Annotated in this window: 18 protein-coding genes; 11 read left to right on the top strand and 7 right to left on the bottom strand. The window is 41.1% G+C overall.

Features of this window, described 5'->3' with window-relative positions:
- Positions 1–226 precede the first annotated feature (226 nt).
- Positions 227–697, top strand: coding sequence for a transcriptional regulator ArgR (gene argR / locus PR725_RS03150; RefSeq protein WP_004907450.1), 471 nt, complete (start codon positions 227–229; stop codon positions 695–697).
- 87 nt (positions 698–784) lie between these two features.
- Entirely contained in the window at positions 785–1,237 is a 453-nt protein-coding gene (locus tag PR725_RS03155) for a DUF6122 family protein (protein WP_232799074.1), read from the top strand.
- Positions 1,238–1,242: 5 nt separating this feature from the next.
- On the opposite strand, the gene mpl is transcribed toward PR725_RS03155, so the two are convergent.
- Positions 1,243–2,625 (bottom strand): UDP-N-acetylmuramate:L-alanyl-gamma-D-glutamyl-meso-diaminopimelate ligase, encoded by a 1,383-nt coding sequence (gene mpl, locus PR725_RS03160; protein ID WP_109912127.1) that lies wholly within the window; start codon positions 2,623–2,625, stop codon positions 1,243–1,245.
- Positions 2,626–2,788: 163 nt separating this feature from the next.
- On the opposite strand from mpl, the gene fbp reads away from it, so the two are divergent.
- Positions 2,789–3,796, top strand: coding sequence for a class 1 fructose-bisphosphatase (fbp, locus tag PR725_RS03165; RefSeq protein ID WP_004907443.1), 1,008 nt, complete (start codon positions 2,789–2,791; stop codon positions 3,794–3,796).
- Positions 3,797–4,002: 206 nt separating this feature from the next.
- Entirely contained in the window at positions 4,003–4,533 is a 531-nt protein-coding gene (gene ppa / locus PR725_RS03170) for an inorganic diphosphatase (protein WP_004905951.1), read from the top strand.
- A 142-nt stretch (positions 4,534–4,675) separates the two neighbouring features.
- Here the strand turns inward: ppa and PR725_RS03175 are convergent, their stop codons facing one another.
- The 3 genes from PR725_RS03175 to tamA are packed head-to-tail and all read right to left on the bottom strand — an operon-like array spanning position 4,676 to position 10,542.
- Positions 4,676–5,023: a gamma-glutamylcyclotransferase family protein gene (locus tag PR725_RS03175; protein WP_004907442.1), complete on the bottom strand. Its 348-nt coding sequence runs from the start codon at positions 5,021–5,023 to the stop codon at positions 4,676–4,678.
- A gap of 3 nt (positions 5,024–5,026) precedes the next feature.
- Positions 5,027–8,803 carry an autotransporter assembly complex protein TamB gene (gene tamB / locus PR725_RS03180; protein WP_110731585.1) on the bottom strand — a complete coding sequence of 1,259 codons (3,777 nt, stop codon included), beginning with the start codon at positions 8,801–8,803 and terminating at the stop codon, positions 5,027–5,029.
- Positions 8,800–10,542: an autotransporter assembly complex protein TamA gene (tamA, locus tag PR725_RS03185; RefSeq protein WP_004907439.1), complete on the bottom strand. Its 1,743-nt coding sequence runs from the start codon at positions 10,540–10,542 to the stop codon at positions 8,800–8,802. The genes tamB and tamA overlap by 4 nt, the downstream gene beginning before the upstream one ends.
- A 133-nt stretch (positions 10,543–10,675) precedes the next feature.
- On the opposite strand from tamA, the gene msrA reads away from it, so the two are divergent.
- Both msrA and PR725_RS03195 read left to right on the top strand, forming a co-directional pair.
- Positions 10,676–11,317, top strand: a complete 642-nt coding sequence (msrA, locus tag PR725_RS03190; RefSeq protein ID WP_109912129.1) for a peptide-methionine (S)-S-oxide reductase MsrA — start codon at positions 10,676–10,678, stop codon at positions 11,315–11,317.
- 253 nt (positions 11,318–11,570) lie between these two features.
- Positions 11,571–12,938 carry a hemolysin family protein gene (locus PR725_RS03195; RefSeq protein WP_109912130.1) on the top strand — a complete coding sequence of 456 codons (1,368 nt, stop codon included), beginning with the start codon at positions 11,571–11,573 and terminating at the stop codon, positions 12,936–12,938.
- Positions 12,939–13,013: 75 nt separating this feature from the next.
- Here the strand turns inward: PR725_RS03195 and PR725_RS03200 are convergent, their stop codons facing one another.
- A complete protein-coding gene (locus PR725_RS03200) occupies positions 13,014–13,220 on the bottom strand; it encodes a DUF1107 domain-containing protein (protein WP_109912131.1) in 207 nt (68 codons plus the stop codon).
- Between the two features lie 290 nt (positions 13,221–13,510).
- On the opposite strand from PR725_RS03200, the gene PR725_RS03205 reads away from it, so the two are divergent.
- Positions 13,511–14,071 carry a YtfJ family protein gene (locus tag PR725_RS03205; protein WP_196718305.1) on the top strand — a complete coding sequence of 187 codons (561 nt, stop codon included), beginning with the start codon at positions 13,511–13,513 and terminating at the stop codon, positions 14,069–14,071.
- Positions 14,072–14,240: 169 nt separating this feature from the next.
- Here PR725_RS03205 and qseC read toward each other — a convergent pair whose 3' ends face one another.
- Together qseC and qseB are read right to left on the bottom strand one after the other, a co-directional pair.
- Positions 14,241–15,602 carry a quorum sensing histidine kinase QseC gene (qseC, locus tag PR725_RS03210; RefSeq protein ID WP_164529382.1) on the bottom strand — a complete coding sequence of 454 codons (1,362 nt, stop codon included), beginning with the start codon at positions 15,600–15,602 and terminating at the stop codon, positions 14,241–14,243.
- Positions 15,602–16,264, bottom strand: coding sequence for a quorum sensing response regulator transcription factor QseB (gene qseB, locus PR725_RS03215; protein WP_004907431.1), 663 nt, complete (start codon positions 16,262–16,264; stop codon positions 15,602–15,604). Before qseB ends, qseC begins: the two co-directional genes overlap by 1 nt.
- Before the next feature lie 180 nt (positions 16,265–16,444).
- Here qseB and PR725_RS03220 point away from each other — a divergent pair, with 180 nt between their 5' ends.
- From PR725_RS03220 to mqo, 4 genes are all read left to right on the top strand, one after another.
- The gene (locus PR725_RS03220) at positions 16,445–16,849 is read left to right on the top strand and encodes a YgiW/YdeI family stress tolerance OB fold protein (RefSeq protein WP_042851727.1); all 405 of its coding nucleotides are present in this window, start codon (positions 16,445–16,447) and stop codon (positions 16,847–16,849) included.
- A 114-nt stretch (positions 16,850–16,963) separates the two neighbouring features.
- Positions 16,964–17,551 carry a GDP-mannose pyrophosphatase NudK gene (gene nudK, locus PR725_RS03225; RefSeq protein ID WP_110731584.1) on the top strand — a complete coding sequence of 196 codons (588 nt, stop codon included), beginning with the start codon at positions 16,964–16,966 and terminating at the stop codon, positions 17,549–17,551.
- Between the two features lie 319 nt (positions 17,552–17,870).
- Complete coding sequence (locus tag PR725_RS03230) at positions 17,871–18,260, top strand: cupin domain-containing protein (protein ID WP_004907427.1); 390 nt, start codon at positions 17,871–17,873, stop codon at positions 18,258–18,260.
- An 8-nt stretch (positions 18,261–18,268) separates the two neighbouring features.
- Positions 18,269–19,762 (top strand): malate dehydrogenase (quinone), encoded by a 1,494-nt coding sequence (gene mqo, locus PR725_RS03235; protein ID WP_117162647.1) that lies wholly within the window; start codon positions 18,269–18,271, stop codon positions 19,760–19,762.
- The last annotated feature ends 39 nt before the right edge of the window (positions 19,763–19,801 follow it).

Raw genomic sequence — 19,801 nt, forward strand, 5'->3', positions numbered from 1 at the left:
AACAATAAATTTACAACGAATATCTGAAAAATTCATTGCTCTATCATGCTAATTTTTCATTTCTATAATTTACGATAAATAAATACTTCTGACTATCAACTCAAAACGCGCTTACCTAACTTCAAGTGATTACTGGTTATAAAATCATCATAACGCAATTTTGTTGCATAAAAATGCACTTTTACGGATAATACAACTTAGTTCAATGCAAAAGAATGGGTTAATTATGCGCACTCCGTCTAAACAAGAAGACTTGGTTAAGGCTTTTAAAGCCCTACTTAAAGAAGAAAAATTTAGCTCGCAAGCTGAGATCGTCACGGCTTTGCAAGAAGAAGGCTTCGAAAATATTAACCAATCAAAAATTTCCAGGATGCTAACTAAATTTGGTGCTGTTCGCACCCGTAATGCAAAAATGGAAATGGTATATTGCCTACCTACAGAGCCCGGTGTTCCTACCGCCACCAGCCCACTCAAAAATTTGGTTTTGGATATAGACTATAACCCTTCTGTTGTCGTGATCAGAACGAGCCCAGGGGCTGCACAGCTTATTGCACGCTTGTTAGATTCATTAGGTAAAGCGGAAGGAATTTTAGGTAGTATTGCTGGTGATGATACTATCTTCTCAACGCCAGCAAACAATTTTACCACAAAAGAGCTATATGAAGCGATTTTAGCGTTGTTTGAACAAGAGCTCTAATCCATACTAATTTAAGCATCAAAAGAGGGAAATTGAATTTCCCTCTTTTTGTTTTTATCTATTTCTATTCGATTTTGGGACATCATTTTGCTATTTGATATTTTTCGTAACTTCATACACTACGGCTTTCATTTTCTGATGCCAATTGCCTTTGGTTACCTGTTTTGGCGAAAAAATTGGAAACTAGCCGCCCTGATTATGATTGCCACAATGGCTATCGACTTAGATCATCTGCTGGCTGATCCGATTTTCGACCCAGAGCGCTGTGGCATCGGATTCCACCCGCTTCATTCTTTTTGGGCTGCTGTTATCTATGTGGTGTTATTATTCATGCCATCATGGAAACTTAAAGCCATTGCCGTTGGTTGTTTATTCCACCTTTTTACTGACTCACTAGATTGTTATATGGGAAGCTTAAAAAAAGAAATGAATAGCCCAATAACATTAAGTCTCGTCATAGAACAGCTCCCATTAGGTATGCCAAACATAAAAAAACCCAGCAATCATAAGAATCACTGGGGTTATCAAATAGCTAGCTAATAGAATTAATCATCTTGCTCTGTTTCTGATTTGGCTTTCAAACCTGCGAGTAATTTGCCATGAATACCGCTGAAGCCACCGTTGCTCATCACCAAAATATGATCGCCCGGCTGTGCGGTTTCAATAATCATATTGGTGAATGCCTCAATATCTGCACTCCAACGCGCGGGTTGAACACATTTTTCAGCGATGTCTGTGACCATCCAAGGGATATTGGCAGGTTGGAACAGAAATACTTCATCTGCACGGCCTAGCGCAGGCGCAATATCATTTTTATTGATACCCATTTTCATCGTATTCGAGCGAGGTTCGAGCACCGCAAGAATACGTGAAGTTCCGCCAACTTTGCTGCGAAGTGCTTCTAACGTCGCTAAAATAGCAGTTGGGTGATGTGCAAAATCATCGTAAACACTGACACCATTTTCAACACCACGTAGCTCAAGGCGACGGCGTGCATTGATAAAACGATTCAAAGCGAGGCAAGCTTCTTTTACTGGAACGCCCACATGGTGAGCCGCTGCAATCGCCATCAGTGCATTTTGGATATTGTGATTACCCACTTGTGACCAAGTGACTTCTCCAACTTTTTCTTGTTGGTAGTACACAGCAAAGTGGCTGCCATCGTGGCTGAGCTTCTCAGCTTGCCATCCGCCATGCTCTCCACCCACCAGCTCTTGTTCACTCCAGCAGCCCATTCCAATCACTTGTTTTAAATGATTGTCGTTGTCAGGTGTGAAAATTTTGCCGCTGGCTGGCACAATACGTACAAGATGATGGAACTGTTTTTGAATCGCTTCGAGGTTTTCAAAGATATCCGCATGGTCGAATTCAAGGTTGTTCAATACCAAGGTTTTCGGGCTGTAATGCACAAATTTAGAACGTTTATCAAAGAATGCACAGTCATACTCATCCGCTTCGATAACAAAAAACGGGCTTTCACCTATCTTAGCGGAGACATCAAAATTCCCTGGAACACCGCCAATTAGAAAACCAGGCTTGTAACCACAGTCTTCTAAAATCCATGCAAGCATTCCCGCGGTGGTTGTTTTACCATGAGTTCCCGCCACAGCCAGTACCCAACGTTCAGGTAAGACATGGTCATGAAGCCACTGTGGGCCAGATGTATACGGCAAACCTCTTTCTAACACGGCTTCGACACAAGGGTTACCACGCGTCATTGCATTACCAATCACTACCATATCCGGTATTGGGTCAAGCTGAGCCGGATCATACCCTTGAATGAGTTCAATTCCTTGATTTTCAAGTAATGTGCTCATCGGTGGATATACATTGGCATCCGAACCCGTCACTTTATGTCCTAAAGAACGAGCCAATATTGCTAAGCTTCCCATAAAGGTACCGCATATACCTAAAATATGTATGTGCATTCTTTTTCATCCAATTAGCATGAGGTTGGTCACTATTCTACCCATCAAAAACAGGTTTATAAATGCATTAACCTATTAATCTTTTTTTTATTTAGTTAAACTCTTCCCGCGCGAGGGTAAATGCCCCGCAAAACCTCTGTCAATTTTATTCAGGACCTTCGTCATGAAAACATTAGGCGAATTCATCGTCGAAAAGCAACAAGATTTTCCTCATGCAACAGGTGAGCTGACTTCTTTATTATCAGCTATCAAACTGGGCGCTAAAATTATCCATCGTGATATTAATAAAGCTGGACTTGTCGATATTCTTGGCACTAACGGTGTTTCGAATATTCAAGGTGAAGTTCAGATGAAGCTTGACCTGTATGCAAACGAAAAACTGAAAGCGGCTTTAAAAGCACGCGGAGAAGTCGCCGGTATCGCCTCTGAAGAAGAAGACGAAATTGTCATTTTCGAAGGAGACCGTGCAGAAAACGCAAAATATGTTGTTTTAATGGACCCGCTTGATGGTTCTTCGAACATCGATGTAAACGTTTCCGTTGGAACAATTTTCTCCATTTACCATCGTATTACACCGATTGGCCAACCGGTTACAGAAGCCGATTTCCTGCAACCAGGTAATCGCCAAGTGGCTGCGGGCTACGTGGTTTATGGTTCATCAACAATGTTGGTTTACACCACTGGTGTTGGTGTTCATGCGTTTACTTACGACCCATCATTGGGCGTTTTCTGCTTATCTCATGAAAAAGTGATGTTCCCCTCCGAAGGGAAAATGTACTCCATCAACGAAGGAAACTATATCAAGTTCCCGATGGGTGTTAAAAAGTACATTAAATATTGCCAAGAAGAAGATAAAGCAACAAATCGCCCGTATACCACTCGTTATATCGGTTCTTTGGTTGCAGACTTCCATCGTAACTTGCTCAAAGGGGGAATTTATATTTACCCAAGTACCGCAAGCCATCCAAATGGAAAACTGCGCCTTCTGTACGAATGCAACCCAATTGCATTTTTAGCAGAGCAAGCCGGTGGTAAAGCCAGTGACGGAGCAAACCGCATTTTAGATATCATGCCTAGCGAATTACACCAACGCGCACCGTTCTTTGTCGGAACTGAGTCGATGGTAGAGAAAGCAGAATCATTTATGCGTGAATTCCCTGACACGGAATAATCTAATTCATTAATTATAAGGCGGGGCTTCCCGCCTTTTTTGTTCCTTTTTTTCACCAACTAGTGAGTTTTACCCCTCTTTACGGCTATAATGTTCCCCACGCTATCTACCCGAGTATTTAATTTGTCTGAAGGCCGCCATAAATGTGATGCCCTCCAACAAGTTAGCAAGGGTAAATTCATTATTCACACAAAGGATACATTTAAATGGGCCTGAACAATGTACCGGCAGGTAAAGATCTGCCAGAAGATATCTATGTTATCATCGAAATTCCAGCGAACGCAGATCCTATCAAATATGAAGTTGATAAAGAGTCTGGTGCGCTGTTTGTAGACCGTTTCATGTCAACAGCGATGTTCTATCCATGCAACTATGGTTACATCAACAACACCCTGTCTCTAGATGGCGACCCAGTTGATGTATTAGTCCCAACACCATACCCATTACAACCAGGCTCAGTCATTCGTTGCCGCCCTGTTGGCGTACTGAAAATGACTGACGAATCTGGTGAAGATGCAAAATTAGTTGCTGTTCCGCACACTAAATTAAGCAAAGAGTACGATCACATTAAAGATGTGAACGACCTGCCAGAATTACTGCGTGCTCAAATTACTCACTTCTTTGAACATTACAAAGACTTAGAAAAAGGTAAGTGGGTTAAAGTTGATGGTTGGGAAGATGCTGCGTCTGCAAAAGCAGAGATCATCGAATCTTTCGAACGCGCTGCAAAAAAATAATCTCCCTCTCGGAACATTATGAAAGCTCTGGTTAATACCAGAGCTTTTTTATGGGCCCTAACAAGCCAATTCGTTGATAAAAAACGCCAGCAATAATGCTGGCGTTTTTTATTTTTACGACTCGATAGTGGTTATTGAGCCGTTATACTTCTTCATCACGTTTCAGCCAATCGCCACTTTTTATTTGGCGTAGACCATCAACAGAATGTTTATACAGATAAATCCAAGCGTTGCCATACGGCGTTGGGATGAGCTCCCTCACATAGTCTTGAGAGTTTTTCTTTAACTCATCTAACTCTGTCAAAATGGACGGGTTGATTCGATAAACCTCGCACTCTATTGCCCCATCTCCTTTGACAACCGCAGGATAATATCCAAGATCATACAGTTCATAGCCTTCTAGCTTATGCTCACCGAGTAGCTGAGCATAAGTCATCCAGTGATGATTTCCTTGCTTTTGTCTTAAGCTGCCATAAACAATTACACGCATAATCTAAAACTCAAATTGGTAGAGGAGATCCAATGCCTGATTAACACCAGACACAGCTTCTAAATACAGTTTTGGCATCAACCGATAACGTAAAGTTAACGTCGCCAATGAGTCAAAGATACCAACTCCATACTTCACTTGTAAATCATTAGTGATCTTACCACTTACAACGACTTGAGAACCATCCCCCACACCTTGGGTATCGACGGCTAAATCAGAGACTCCAAATGTCTCACCTATTTTACCCACGAGTTGCCCACTTTGTGCTACACCTAAGCCTATTAACATAGATGTCATTTGTGAACCATTTGCGTCTCCACTATCTAAGCCCTCTCCTCTTAATAAATAAGACAGCGCTTCTTGTTGTGTTTTCGCCGGTTCAGAGAATATTTCTACTTTCGGTTTATCCGCAAGCCCTGTGACCTTCACCCCAGCAATCACGCCATCTGCCGTGTTGTCTGGGTTACGAATGGCTTCTAAGTTTAAGAATGGTTGGTCCGCAGGGCCTGAGAATTGAATTTGGCCTTTACGGACAATCAAATCTTGCCCATAAGCACGGAAACGACCGGCTGGAATATCCACTTGGCCATTGATGTGCAAGCCATGGATATTCTGAACCACTTTCAATAAACCCGTCAGGCGCGCTTTTAAGCCAAACGCATCCAATCGAACATCATTACCAATTTTAATATCTAAATTGGTCTGAATAGGAATGGATGGCGCTTTTTGTTCAATTGGCTGCAGGTTGCTATCTAACATCACCACATCCGATGATGGGCTTACCGCTGACTCAGGGAGTTCTTGAACAGTAATTCGTGCCCACGGAATATTGACGGTACCGTTTAGCGTGAGTACCGAAGGTGATGCATCAAATACAATGTCCGGTTGAACATCAATTTGGATCATCGGCGGTAAAGAAACTCGAAGGTTATTACCTCGTGCCATGACTTTTGCACGCCATGCATTAACATTGCGCCAATCTGCATCACCATCAATGTTCAGATAGCCTTCTGGCGTGTTTATCTGACCATTCATTACTGAGCTTGTGCCGTTGAAATTAATACCTAAATGACCACTTTTGATATCAAACGGGATCATTGCCGATCTCACTTCTAAGCTCGAAAGCGCTAAATTACCATTTAATAATGGGTTATTCGCTGACCCACCTAAACGTAAGTTCGCACTCAAACGCCCATTCGCCACTTCCTTCTGGCCCAGCAACGGCTTGATTAAATCTAATGTCACTGAATTGATTTCAACATTACCCGACAGTAAGCGGCGCTTTTCAATATCAGAAATTTGAATATTGCCGCGCATTTGGCCATTATTCGTTAGCCCAAACAACCAGTTAAGGTCTGCCTTGCCATTTTTCAAGCCCGCGCTTAACGTTAAGGTATCAAAAGCAACAGGTAAACGAGTGCCATCCACAAACTGAACCGCTTTGACATCATTTCCTCGCAAGTCCAACTTCACTTGCGGCATACTGCCATCTGCTTTCCAAATCGCATTGGCTTTACCCGTAAATACGCCGCTGACTCGAGTATCTTGTGGCATAAACGGTTTGATCATCGCGAGGTCAAAACGTTCTAGCACGATATCTGCGCTACCACTTTTACCTGCTTTAATCGGTTTTGGTACACACAAACGGGCATTCGGGTTGACCCAACAATGGCTGCCGATAGTCACTTCTTGCGTTTGGTTAGCATAATTGAGTGACATCGCTTGGTTTAAGCGCCATTCACCCACCACCGTATCAAATAAGGTATTGGTTAAATTCCCTTTCCACACTTCAGTCTGCCGGTCAAAACTACCTGCTAATGCTAATTGCCCAGAAACCGGTTCGCCCTTCATGTTCAACTTAAGCGTGTGCTGTTTTTCACTTCCTTTCGCGTCTAAAGTTAGGTTATTGACGACAAGATCACCTTGCTTCAACTGACGAAGAACAACGGATAAATCCCCTTTAATTTGCTCGCCTGTTGCTACATTTCCTTTGATAACAACATTCTCGATAGCAAGGTCATCCTGCCACTTCACGCCGCGTGCCGTAAGGTCAACAAGGGCTTCTGGTGTCTGTAAATTACCACGCAATTTCACATCACCGGCAATCACTCCCCCTAAGCCGGGTAGCAAGCCATTGAGAGCAGGGGCATTAATTTTGGCATCAAGGTTCCATTTATCGGCAAGAGAGCCTTTTACATCGACATGGTTTTTACCCAGTGCCAAATTAAAGTTTGGAATATCCCATTGACCAGCTGCGTTACCTTTGGCTTTACCGCGCGCTTTTAAGAGGTTATTTTTAACATTGCCGTCTAAAACAATTTCAGGAATATCCAACTGCCAACTACCGCCGTATAAACTTCCGCGCGTGGCAATTTTACCTTCCACTTTAGCAGGCCATTCAGGGTACTGTTTGGCAGTATTAATACCTGAAAGGGTCAATACTGCATTCCAACTAATTGCCTTGCTCCAGTCCGCAACGCCAGTAATATCAGCATGACCTTGCAAAGCAGCTAAACGTAAGCGAGTTAAATTAATTTGCTCTTCATTACCTTTCGCATCTAATAGCAAGGTCGAAGGTGGTAAATCCTGCCCAGTGATAGCTGAACGTACAGACATATCATAAGCGGATGGGCGGCCGTTCAAGCGTATGCGTGTGCCATCTAATTGATACTGCGCTTCTCCGACTAAAGGCCACGTTAACTTATCGCTTTCTAGTGTGAGTAGAATCGGCAAGTCTGCTTGTGACAAATCCGTTTCTGCATCTAATTTTGCATTAATTGGCCCATGTAAGTTCAAGGCCAATTTTAGTTCATCAATCAAACCGCCTTTTAAGGAGAGGTCTATTTTTTGCCCATTTAAATCTTCTAAACGGCTTTCACCCACGACTGATAATGAGACTGGCCATTTATCTTGCAAAGTTGCCGAGCCAGATAACGCAATATTCCCTTGCGGTGCATCGACTTTTAGCTGTTTAACGAGGACTTGTTGCCCTTCATTCGAAAGACTAAGGTGCAATTGGTTAATTTTTAGCTCAGCCGCCCCCGTTAACTGAAAATTCGAAGCATTAATTCCATCAACATTTAAATCAACAGGTAAAATAACTTCTGGTAATTCAGCGAGTAACGGTTTAGAAAATAGCGTTTTTAATTCGTCTGCCAATGATTTTTGTTCGTTAATCGGCATTGGGTCTGGCTGTTTCTCTTCAACGACGGCATCTGATTTGGTTTCAGGTAAATTAATCGCCAAATCAATGATGTCGGTTGGAATGATCGTGATCGCTTTTCCTTCCCACGTTACCCCTGTAGTAAATTTCGCTAAATCGATATCCATGCCATCTACATTGACGTGTGTTGAAACCAAAGCCAATTGATTCAAACGAATGGTCAAAGGTGCCTTGAGTTCAGTCAGTGGTTCAGATGGTGGCGTTTCTTCTGAAGGGGGGAATTGAGTGGTATCGACAGTAACAGTGACATTTTCCGTGCCTAAGTTGTCGACACATAGCTCACGGCTTGTTAAACAACCTAGACGTACCGCTAAATTTAATTTCCCCGCATTAACATCGATGCCTGGCATTTGATATTTAACGCCACTTAACGTTAAGTCACTAATATCACCGTCAATTTTATCAATGGTTAATTCAGGAACAAAACGTGTCGCTGTATTTAATGCAAAGTGAAGACCTGATTGCGTTCCAATCACCCAACTGAGTGCGGCAACAACCAGAACAAGAATTAATAAAATGGAAAGACTGGTCCATTTTAGCCACTTCAACCACCTCATAGCTCAGTCCCCAAGCCGATATAAAACTGTATTTTGTTGTTATCTGGATCGCCAATAGGTTTGGCTAAATCTAATTTTATTGGCCCAACCGGTGAGACCCAACGGATACCGACTCCCGCACCTGTTTTAAAATCATTGTCCTTAAAGTTATCAACAGCTTCACCGCTATCAATAAAGGTTGCTCCCCACCAATTTCCGGTAAAGTTATATTGGTATTCCACAGAGCCTACGGCCAATTTTGATGCCCCTGTCAACTTACCTTTGCTATCTTCTGGAGAGATTTTTTGATACCCATACCCACGCACACTGCCATCACCACCCGCAAAGAAGCGTAAGTCCGGTGGAACTTTATCGAAATCATTGGTTTCAATCCAACCGATATTTCCACGAACAATAAAGCGATGACCTTCCCATGGCGTTCTGATCCACACATTTTTGGCTTGTAGTACCGCAAAGTCGATATCTGAACCCCAAATTTTATTCGAGTAATCAATAGAGTAACGTTGGCTATCCCCCCACGTTGGCATCACACCGCCGCGTTGGCGAATTCGGCTCACATAGGCCCCGGGATACAGCAACATCGTCGTATTCGTCACGTTGGCTTGGGTAAAGTTACTCAGCATCCAACGCATATTCACACCATATTGCCAACCGGATGAATAATCCCAGTTACGAGACACATTCAAGGTTGTTGTATTCGCTTGCGTATCATTTAAATCTGTCCGTTTAAAGCCCCCTTGAACCGCATAATATTGCTCAAGTGGGTTCGCTTTTAATGGAATTTTATAGCTTGCATCTATTAATTGTTCTGGTTGGGATAAACTAATATTTGACGTTAAACTCTGCCCACGAGAGTTAATCCAAGGCTTATTCCATGTCGTTTTAACGCGAGGGCCTACATCTGTTGCATAACCCCCACCGAGCTCAATAAAATTTTTGGCTCTAGGCGTCATCACCGCTTCCATCGGTAATTCATAGGAGTTATCTTTTCGGGCACTCACGATACGCGGAGTCACAATCGCAGAAGAGAACCACCCTGTTTCAGCTAATCGGCGGTTAAATTCAGCAAGTTGCTCTGATGTGTAGTATTCCCCTTTTTTGAAAGGCGCAAGGTTGTTCAGATAATCTTCACGGATTTGTGAGCCTGAATAAGAAATGGCGCCAAACCGATAACGTTCGCCACTGTTAAAATCAAAATCCCAATAAGCCGCATGGTGGTCAAGAGAAATACCCAGTTGGCTTTTCTCCATCATCGCATCAAAATAACCTTTGCGAACGGCTAAACTGCTAAAGCGCCCTTTAAATTCTTCGTATTCACCATCATTTTGAACTGTATCGAGCTTTGGCGTATATTGTTTGAGCATCTTTTCATAGTCAGGGTCCGTTTTAGCGCCACCTTGCAATTCAACATTCACCCCTTTTAATAAAATAGGTTCCCCAGGAGTGACTTTGGCGGTTAAAACAGAACGAGCAGGGGGTGTTTTTTCTTCGTAGCTAAATTCAACCGTGGGTTGGTAATAGCCTAAAGGCTTTAAACCTTCTTTAATTGCTTTCTCAACACGGGCTCGAAAACGACCGTTTGGCACAACTTCATCTTGCGATATATTAGACAGTTGTACACGAACGTTTTGATTAAGTTGTCCTTCAAGGCCTTCAATATTAAGACGAAGATTAGCTGCGTGTACCACTGGCACTGCCGCAGTTAGGCAGAGAAAACAAATTAGAGGGTATTTCGACACGCCTACTCCTAAGGTGATTGTTCGATTGACTAAATACTTCATATCAATTTATTTTGAGTAAAATTCGCCATAGACACAAGTTTTTATCCCTATTTTTAGATTATTTGTGTGGTCACTATATATAGGAATCATTATGCCTTTTAATAAATTTCACTCTGCAAGTATTGCACAACCTCTGCCCGGCAGAGCAACTGCTATGACCTACTCACCATATCATGCGCTTAACCATCATTCGATTGAGATTATTCCTAAGAATATGGAAATTGCGTATTTTGCCATGGGCTGTTTTTGGGGAGTTGAACGATTATTTTGGCAGCAAGCTGGGGTTTATTCAACTTCTGCGGGGTATTGTGGTGGTGTGACCCCTAACCCAACCTACGAAGAAGTTTGCTCAGGACGAACTGGCCACGCGGAAGCAGTACGGGTTGTTTTTGATCCGCAAGTTATCAGTTACTCCCAATTATTGACGTTATTTTGGGAAAACCATGACCCAGCACAAGGCATGCGCCAAGGGAACGATATGGGCAGCCAATATCGCTCTGCCATTTATACTGTGTCAGACGAACAAGATAAGCAAGCGATGGACACACTGCAAGCTTACCAAAATGCAATGAAAGCGCAGCATGACACTCGTGTAATCACGACCGAAATAGCGCCATTAGACACTTTCTATTTTGCCGAAGATTACCACCAGCAGTACTTACACAAAAACCCGAATGGATATTGCGGATTAGGAGGAATTGGTATCTGTTTACCACCCTCGTTAAACAATTAAATCAATAAGTTATTACAGTGAGTTCATCTTCCCAACCATTCAAGCTGCTTTTCAATATGACTTAAAGCAGCCTGAATGATGATGAATATCTAGGCAGATAAATCACCTCAGTGCTATACTAATGCAACATATCAACAATTTGCGCATATCGCGCAACATATATTTGCATACTCAATATATTTAAATACACGAGACTATGCCTTCAGAGATTTTTGAATTTTATGGATTCTTCCTTTGATTGGCTGGATAACTTATGCTCAACAGTTTATTAATTGTTCTATTATTATGTGCAATCAGCGCATTCTTTTCTTTGTCAGAAATTTCTCTGGCGGCTTCCCGCCGCATTAAACTTAAACTTATGGCCGATGAAGGCAACATTAATGCGGCTCGCGTGCTTAAATTACAAGAAATGCCGGGAATGTTTTTTACCGTCGTTCAAATTGGTTTAAATGCCGTTGCTATCCTTGCCGGTATTGTGGGAGAGTCTGCTTTTTCTCCAGCTTTGTACGATATCTTTATTCAATTTTTATCGCCAAGCTGGGCTCAGCAAGTTTCATCAGTACTGTCGTTCACCATTGTGACGAGCTTGTTTATTTTAGTGGCAGATTTAACACCTAAACGTATCGGTATGGTAAAACCTGAAGCCATTGCGATTCGCATTGTGAATCCAATGCGCTTCTGTTTAGTGGTACTGGGCCCATTCGTCTGGTTTTTTAATGGCCTTGCGAACCTCTTTTTTAAGTTATTCAAATTACCGACGTCACGTAATGAAGATATCACTTCTGATGATATTTTTGCGGTCGTTGAAGCGGGTGCTGTAGCGGGTGTATTACGTAAGCAAGAACACGAATTAATTGAGAATGTGTTTGAGCTGGAATCACGTACTGTGCCATCAGCCATGACCCCACGTGAGAGCATTATTTATTTTGACAAAGATGAGTCAGAAGACAGTATCAAACATAAAATTTCAACCCAACCCCATTCTAAGTTCCTAGTGTGTGCAGGGGATATCGATCATGTTATCGGTTATGTTGATTCAAAAGAATTACTTAATCGCGTGCTCAATGGGCAGAGCTTAAGTTTAAAAGATGGTGCTCACATTAGAAATACGCTAATGATCCCTGACACTCTCTCATTATCAGATACCTTAGAAGCATTTAAAACAAACGCCGTCGATTTTGCTGTTATTCTTAACGAATATGCATTAGTCATGGGTATCATTACCATCAATGATGTAATGATCACTTTAATGGGAGACTTAATTGGTCCAGGACAAGAAGAGCAAATCGTGGTACGTGATGAGAATTCTTGGTTAGTTGAAGGTGGAACACCGATCGAAGATGTGATGCGCATTTTGGATATTGATGATTTCCCTGACTTTAGCAACTATGAAACCATCGCAGGGTTTATGATGTACCGGTTAAGAAGAATGCCAAAGCGGACAGATTATGTGAAATATGCGGGATACAAATTTGAAGTTGTCGATATTGATAATTACAAAATTGACCAATTACTCGTAACTCGTCTTACTACGGTGCCATCACCTGTCGTTGTACAGCCCGGAAAAAATACTATTGAAACGGCTGACGCAAAACAACAAACAAAAGATACTGAACATTAGTGCTTGATGGCGAAGCCGTTTCTTTCAATGCGCCACCCATGTGGCGCGTTGTTAACCAAAACCTTCTTGATTAACCTACCCCATTTCTGCCTGCAATAATGAAACCTGTTTGTTGACCTCACTCATCACATTGTAATGGCGCTTATCACTAATTTTAGGTGGTAGAATTTTCCCATAGTTAAACTCAAATGCCCCAAAATCCTTAATATAGAGCCGGCCACGGAATAGCGTTTTGACGTAAAGAGCAATCTTTGATGGGTTATAACGGTTAAAAATTTTCATTAGAACTTTGCCTCCCCTTTGTTCTTACGATATTCAATAACTCATACCGTACAATAATCATAGACCAGAAATTTTCACTTTGGTTCTAAAATTGCAGTTTTATTCAATTTACTGACATAACATGACACTGTAAACTAACTGTTAAAGCCCTATAAACATTGTTTTTATTCTGAATTTTAAAAAAATGTTAAATTACCTCTTGTAACTCATCCGATGAGCTATGCTATAAATAGCAGTAATCAGACAAACCGTTAGGCTCACATGACAAAATAATCAATCAAGGGGCTGTTATGATAAGAAATTATTTACTTTTAATATGCTTGCTAGGGGCATCAGCGATAGCTTCTGCTGCAAATATTCAATTAAACCAATCTGTTCCTACCATTTCTGTCACCGACAAAGGTGAGCTTGTCATAAATAATGAAGGGAAATTGGATTATCAACCGTGGAAAAGCCAACAGCTCGTTGGAAAAGTACGGACAATTCAACATATTGCTGGCCGTTCTTCCGCAAAAGAGCTCAATGCCCCTTTAGTTGAAGCCATCAAACAAGCCAAATTCCCGCATGATACCTATCAAACAACAACAATCATTAATACTGATGATGCAATGTTCGGTACGGGTGTATTTGTTAAAAATAGTGTTGAAGATAGCAAAAAAGAGTTCCCTTATTCACAATTTATTGTTGATAGCGAGGGTACGGTGAAGAGTGCATGGGGTTTGAAACCAGAAAGTTCAGCAATTATCGTATTGGATAATCACGGAAAGGTGTTGTTTTTCAAAGATGGTGAATTAAATCCCCAAGAAATTCAAAAAGTCATTAGTTTGTTAAGCTCATCACTAAACCAATAAGGTCAAACTTTTACTATTATGTAGTGTGCGTAATTTCGCACACTACACCTACAATTCAGTCTATCTCTATTACGTCAAAAATAGTGAGTTATGCTAAAATACCCTTACATTAAACATGCATAATTATGATTGTTTTTTTCATAAATAATCATGACTAATGTGCGCATTATCACGCTTTAGTTTCATTCCAATACACTTTGGCGCAAAACCCGCCATTAGTGCCATGAGTAAAAATAACCTGCAAATGATGCAATTGCGCAATCCGCTTAACAATAGAGAGTCCTAAACCACTCCCTGTCTTTTCTTGTCCTGGTGGACGATAAAAACGCTCACCTAGACGCTGTAAAACTTCAGGTGTCACACCATTACCATCATCTTGAATTTCAAGGTGGTCAGCATACAAAATGATCTCCACTCGCCCAGCTATTTTTCCATAACGTATTGCATTATTGAGTAAATTTCTCAGCAACGCATTGAGTAGTAATGGCTGACCTTGAAAATCAGGGGGACGACTTATTAAGGTGTTTATTATCGTTGTTTGCTGCTCTTGAGCTTCGGGTTCAACATCCTTTATTGCTGTTTCAATTAATATGGGCCAAGATACCGCCGTAATATCATCAAGTTGCGAGGATGACTCTAACCGAGACAACATGAGTAGTTGGTCAACAAGCCTTGTTGCCCTATCAATACCTTCCGATAAATTAGCCACTGCATGATTACGGATATCTGTATTATTCCCCGCAATTTGTACCACTTCCGCCTGTACTCTTAATGCTGCGAGTGGGCTACGTAATTCATGAGCGGCATCCGATGTAAATTGTCGCTCGCGAGCGAACATGTCATTAATACGGCCAAATAGCACATTCATGGAGTCAATAATGGGTCTTACTTCACTGGGGATGCGCGTTACTTGTACTGGGGTTAATTCATCTGGCTTTCGGTGATATAGCTGCTTTGCTACATCCCTCAATGGACGTAAAGCACGTGTGAGCAGCCATAAAAATAGCAATAACATAATTGGCAAAGCCATCAACCAAGGCATAAATTGTGCAACCATAATATCGGTCGCCATTTCTTGCCGGTACTCCCACTCTTGCCCTACTGCAATAACATATTGACCATCTTGAGATTTTAACCACACCAAACGCCAAGGGTCGTCACTTCCTTGGAGCATCCCATCGGTAAACCCTTCTCGCTTAAATTGGTAGACAATATCTCTACCGTTATCACCGTCGTTTAATACCATTTCGCCATTCTGTGAAAAGATAGCAAATGCCAATGCATCGTCATCCTGATGGCCACGGTTCTTGCGCAATAATTTTTTGGTTTTAGTCAGGGAAGGCCGGCTCAATTCAAAGTCTGATGGTAAAACAGATAGCCGTTTAGCAAACGCCATTTGCTGGGTATCAAATAGCTCATTAATCGTTTTATAGCTTTGGTACCACGCTAACGAACTGGCGATCCCCCATGTCAGCAAAGCTAACAGGAGCAGCATTAAAGTGAGTTTCAGCCTAAGACTAAATGTCTTCATCATTTATCATCACCTAATCGATAGCCAACACCATGAATGGTTCGAATAAACTTATTACCTAATTTACGCCTTAAATGGTGGATATGTACCTCAACAGAATTGCTAGAGACCTCTTCATCCCAGTTATACAATTTTTCTTCAATTAAAGGACGAGAGAAAACTTTATTTGGGTTATGCATAAATAAAGATAGTAAGGCAAACTCTTTACCCTTTAGCTGTACAGGTTCGCCTTGCTGTGTCACTGTCATTGCAATCGGGTCCATTTCAACATCACCATGTGTAAGCTTAGACGATAATTGCCCACTTCGACGACGGATCAACGCTTGTAAACGTGCCATAACCTCCATTAAAGCGAAAGGTTTACAAAGATAATCATCAGCCCCTTGTTGTAACCCTTGAACACGTTGATCCAGTGCATCTCGTGCCGTCAAAATCAAGACAGGTTCATCACGCCCCTCCTTGCGCCAATATTTTAAAATATCCATGCCATCAATATTTGGTAATGAAAGATCGAGTACAACAGCATCATAGGGTGCATCAAATAAAGCGATTTGCCCTTGTTTACCATCCATAAACCAATCAACCGTAAACCCTAGCTGTGTTAATCCCACTTTTAGACCATCACCAATTAGCCTGTCATCTTCAATTAATAGAATACGCATAATATCCTCCACCTCAGCATATTATTATATTTATCCCATCAGTCTTGAGATGACTAGCTATAATTAATAAAATTAAAAATATAATTCGTTAATTATGTTTCTTAAGATCCTGTTAAGATTTACTTGGTTTAATACCCTCCATACAAACAACAAGTTCATGTCCATTTGGAGATACTGATGATGAAAAAATTACCTGTAATCGCTTTAGTTGCTGCACTCGCAAGTGCCCCTGTTTTCGCTGCAAATGGTGGATTTGATGGCCCAGGTGCAGCCATAAATACAACGACTCAAACGACTCAAACGGGTGGTTTCATCGGCCCAAATAGTGGGGAAATGACGGTCGCAAAAGCACTTGATATGTCAGATGATAGCTGGGTTATTTTACGTGGTAATATCGTTAAACAACTCGACAATAAACATTATGAGTTCACTGATGGTACTGGCACCATTAATTTAGAAATCAGTGAAAAGCGTTGGAACGGTATCAACGTAACGCCAAAAGACAAAGTTGAAATTCGCGGTAAAATTGATAAAGACTGGAATTCAAGAGAAGTCGAAGTTAAACAAATCCAAATCATTAAATAATTCACAGCTTTACAATGGGATCTGCTTTAAAGTAGGTCCCATCTAAATCCTATTTCATACAGAAATTAACAGTGTTAAATTAACAAAATCATTTTTGCTTACTAAGGCTGCTTAATGACTGTAAAACTCCCCAACATACGTAATATTCGAGAGAAACTGCTTTCAGACAATTGGTATATTTTAAAAAAATATACTTATGAGTTACAACGACGAGACGGTAGTTGGCAACAACAAGAACGCGAAGTCTATGATAGAGGCAATGGTGCCGTTATTTTGTTATATAACAAAATAAAGAATAGCATTATATTAATTCGCCAATTTCGTATGCCAGTCTATATAAATGGCTATTCTGATTTTCTAATTGAAGCTGCCGCAGGTTTACTCGAAAACGCCTCACCAGAAACACGAATTATTGCTGAAGCCGAAGAAGAAACGGGTTTTAAAGTCGATAAAATTCAAAAAGTTTTTGAAGCCTTTATGAGCCCAGGCTCTGTCACCGAAAAACTCCACTTTTACATCGCTGAATACAGTGATAATAATCGTCAAAACGCGGGTGGTGGACTTAAGGAAGAAGGCGAAGATATTGAAGTTTTAGAGTGGCCTTTCTCTAAAGCCATTGATGCGATTAACACGGGAGAAATTGTTGATGGTAAAACCATCATGTTGATCCAATACCTCGCCCTAAACGCTATTCTCAAATAGCTAATCCAGCTCTGATAGCTCATAATGATAAAATAAAGTCATAGTGAGCTTTCCTATTTTTTATCAATCATTAAACGAACGATAAAAATAAAAACAATCGTAAAAAGATAATCAACTTTTATTATTTTATTCTTTTATTAAAAAATAAAACCATAATTCCAAGATAAAACATATTTCACTTTGACCTATCCGCTAAAAAACCTTAAATTTAAATAATATTTAATTTTATTTATCATCATTTTAAGAGTCTTATTTTTGTATCCAATTAATATCAAATAATTGTTATACACTACAATCGGTGATTAAGGAGCTAAATAAAATGATACGCTGCGTTCGTATGTGGACAGGAGAAGATGGAAATTCTCTATTTGAAGAAGGCACTCTTGAGCTCAATAATGTCACAGGAGGAGATAGCCAAACCTCCGCCATTGCAGCCAGTGAACTGACCTTCCGTGAAACAGTTTCCGGCGGTTCTTTTGATTGGCATCAAGACCCTGTTCCTCGTTATGTCATTACCCTTTCCGGCACTTTAGAATTCGAAACTAAAGATGGTTCTAAATTTATCATCAATCCTGGTGATATCTTACTTGCGCAAGATAATACAGGAACCGGCCATAAATGGCGGCTTATTGGTGATGAGCCATGGCGTCGTGCTTATGTTGTCTATCAAGAAGGTACCAATCTTAGCTTTACTCCAACAAAAAAATAGAGGCCATCATGAATAAACCGATTGCTGAAAATGTCGATATTGCTCTCATCGGCGCAGGGATCATGAGTGCAACGCTTGGTACATTTCTCAAAGAACTAGAGCCTTCGCTAACGATTGCTGTTTTTGAAAGGCTAAACGACTGTGCCCAAGAAAGCTCCCATCCGTGGAACAATGCGGGAACAGGTCATGCCGCTAACTGTGAGATGAACTATACTCCACCAAACCCAGATGGTACGGTGGATATCAGTAAAGCGCTTGAAGTCAATACGGAGTTCGATCTCTCTCGCCAGCTTTGGTCTTATCTAGTCACCAAAGGTAAAATTAAAGATCCACGTGACTTTATTCACCCATGCCCACATATGAGCTTTGTTTGGGGTGAAGACAATGTAAAATTCTTAAAACAACGCTACCAACAGATGTCAGCTCACCACTGTTACCACAATATGGAATACAGTGATGATCCAAAACAGATCAACGAATGGGCACCACTGATCATGGAAGGCCGTGATCCTAAAGAAGCGATTGCGGTTACCCGTGTTAATACTGGTGCTGATGTTGATTACGGTGCACTAACGCATTTATTAATTGCACAATTAAGCGAACAATCCGGTTTTTCAATTCACTATAAACATGAAGTCATCGATGTTAAAAAGACCCCCGATGGCAGATGGAATATTGAAGTTAAAAATCTACTCACGCATGAAAAAACGATCACTTCCGCGAAGTTTGTGTTCGTTGGTGCAGGCGGGCGGGCAATCGAATTACTGCAGAAATCTGAGATCCCTGAAGGAAAAGGGTATGGTGGATTCCCTGTTAGTGGTATCTGGTTGCGTTGTGATAACGAAGAAATTGCTTCTCGCCACCATGCAAAAGTTTATGGTAAAGCAGATAAAGGCTCACCACCAATGTCTGTTCCACACTTGGACACTCGCATTATTGGAGGTAAACGTTCTCTATTATTTGGGCCTTATGCCGGTTTTTCGAGTAAATTCCTTAAGCATGGCTCTTATTTAGACCTGTTTGAATCGGTTAAATTGAATAACATTGAACCAATGCTTGCGGTTGCGAAAGATAACTGGTCACTCGCAGAATACTTAGTAGGCCAAGTTCTGCAAACTTCTGCTCACCAATTTGCCATGTTGCAACAATTCTACCCAGAAGCACAGCATGAGGATTGGAAAGAGGTGGTTGCAGGGCAACGAGTACAAATTATTAAGCCTGACCATGATAAGAAAGGGGTTTTAGAATTTGGTACAGAACTGATTACCAGTGCGGATAAATCATTTACTGTATTGATGGGCGCATCTCCGGGGGCCTCCACTGCGGCATTTATTGCACTAAATGTATTAAAAACCTGTTTTGATGACCAACTCAAAGCCGATGGATGGGAAACACGTTTAAAAGATATAATTCCAACCTATGGGATTGATTTAAAAACGGATGCAAAAGCCTGTTTAGATATTCGTACAGCTACTGCCAAAGTGCTGAAACTAGATAATTAGTTATTAATTAGGTTGGGAAATCACTTCCCAACCTTTACC

Source organism: Providencia sp. PROV255, from assembly GCF_028478065.1.
Lineage (GTDB): Bacteria > Pseudomonadota > Gammaproteobacteria > Enterobacterales > Enterobacteriaceae > Providencia > Providencia rettgeri.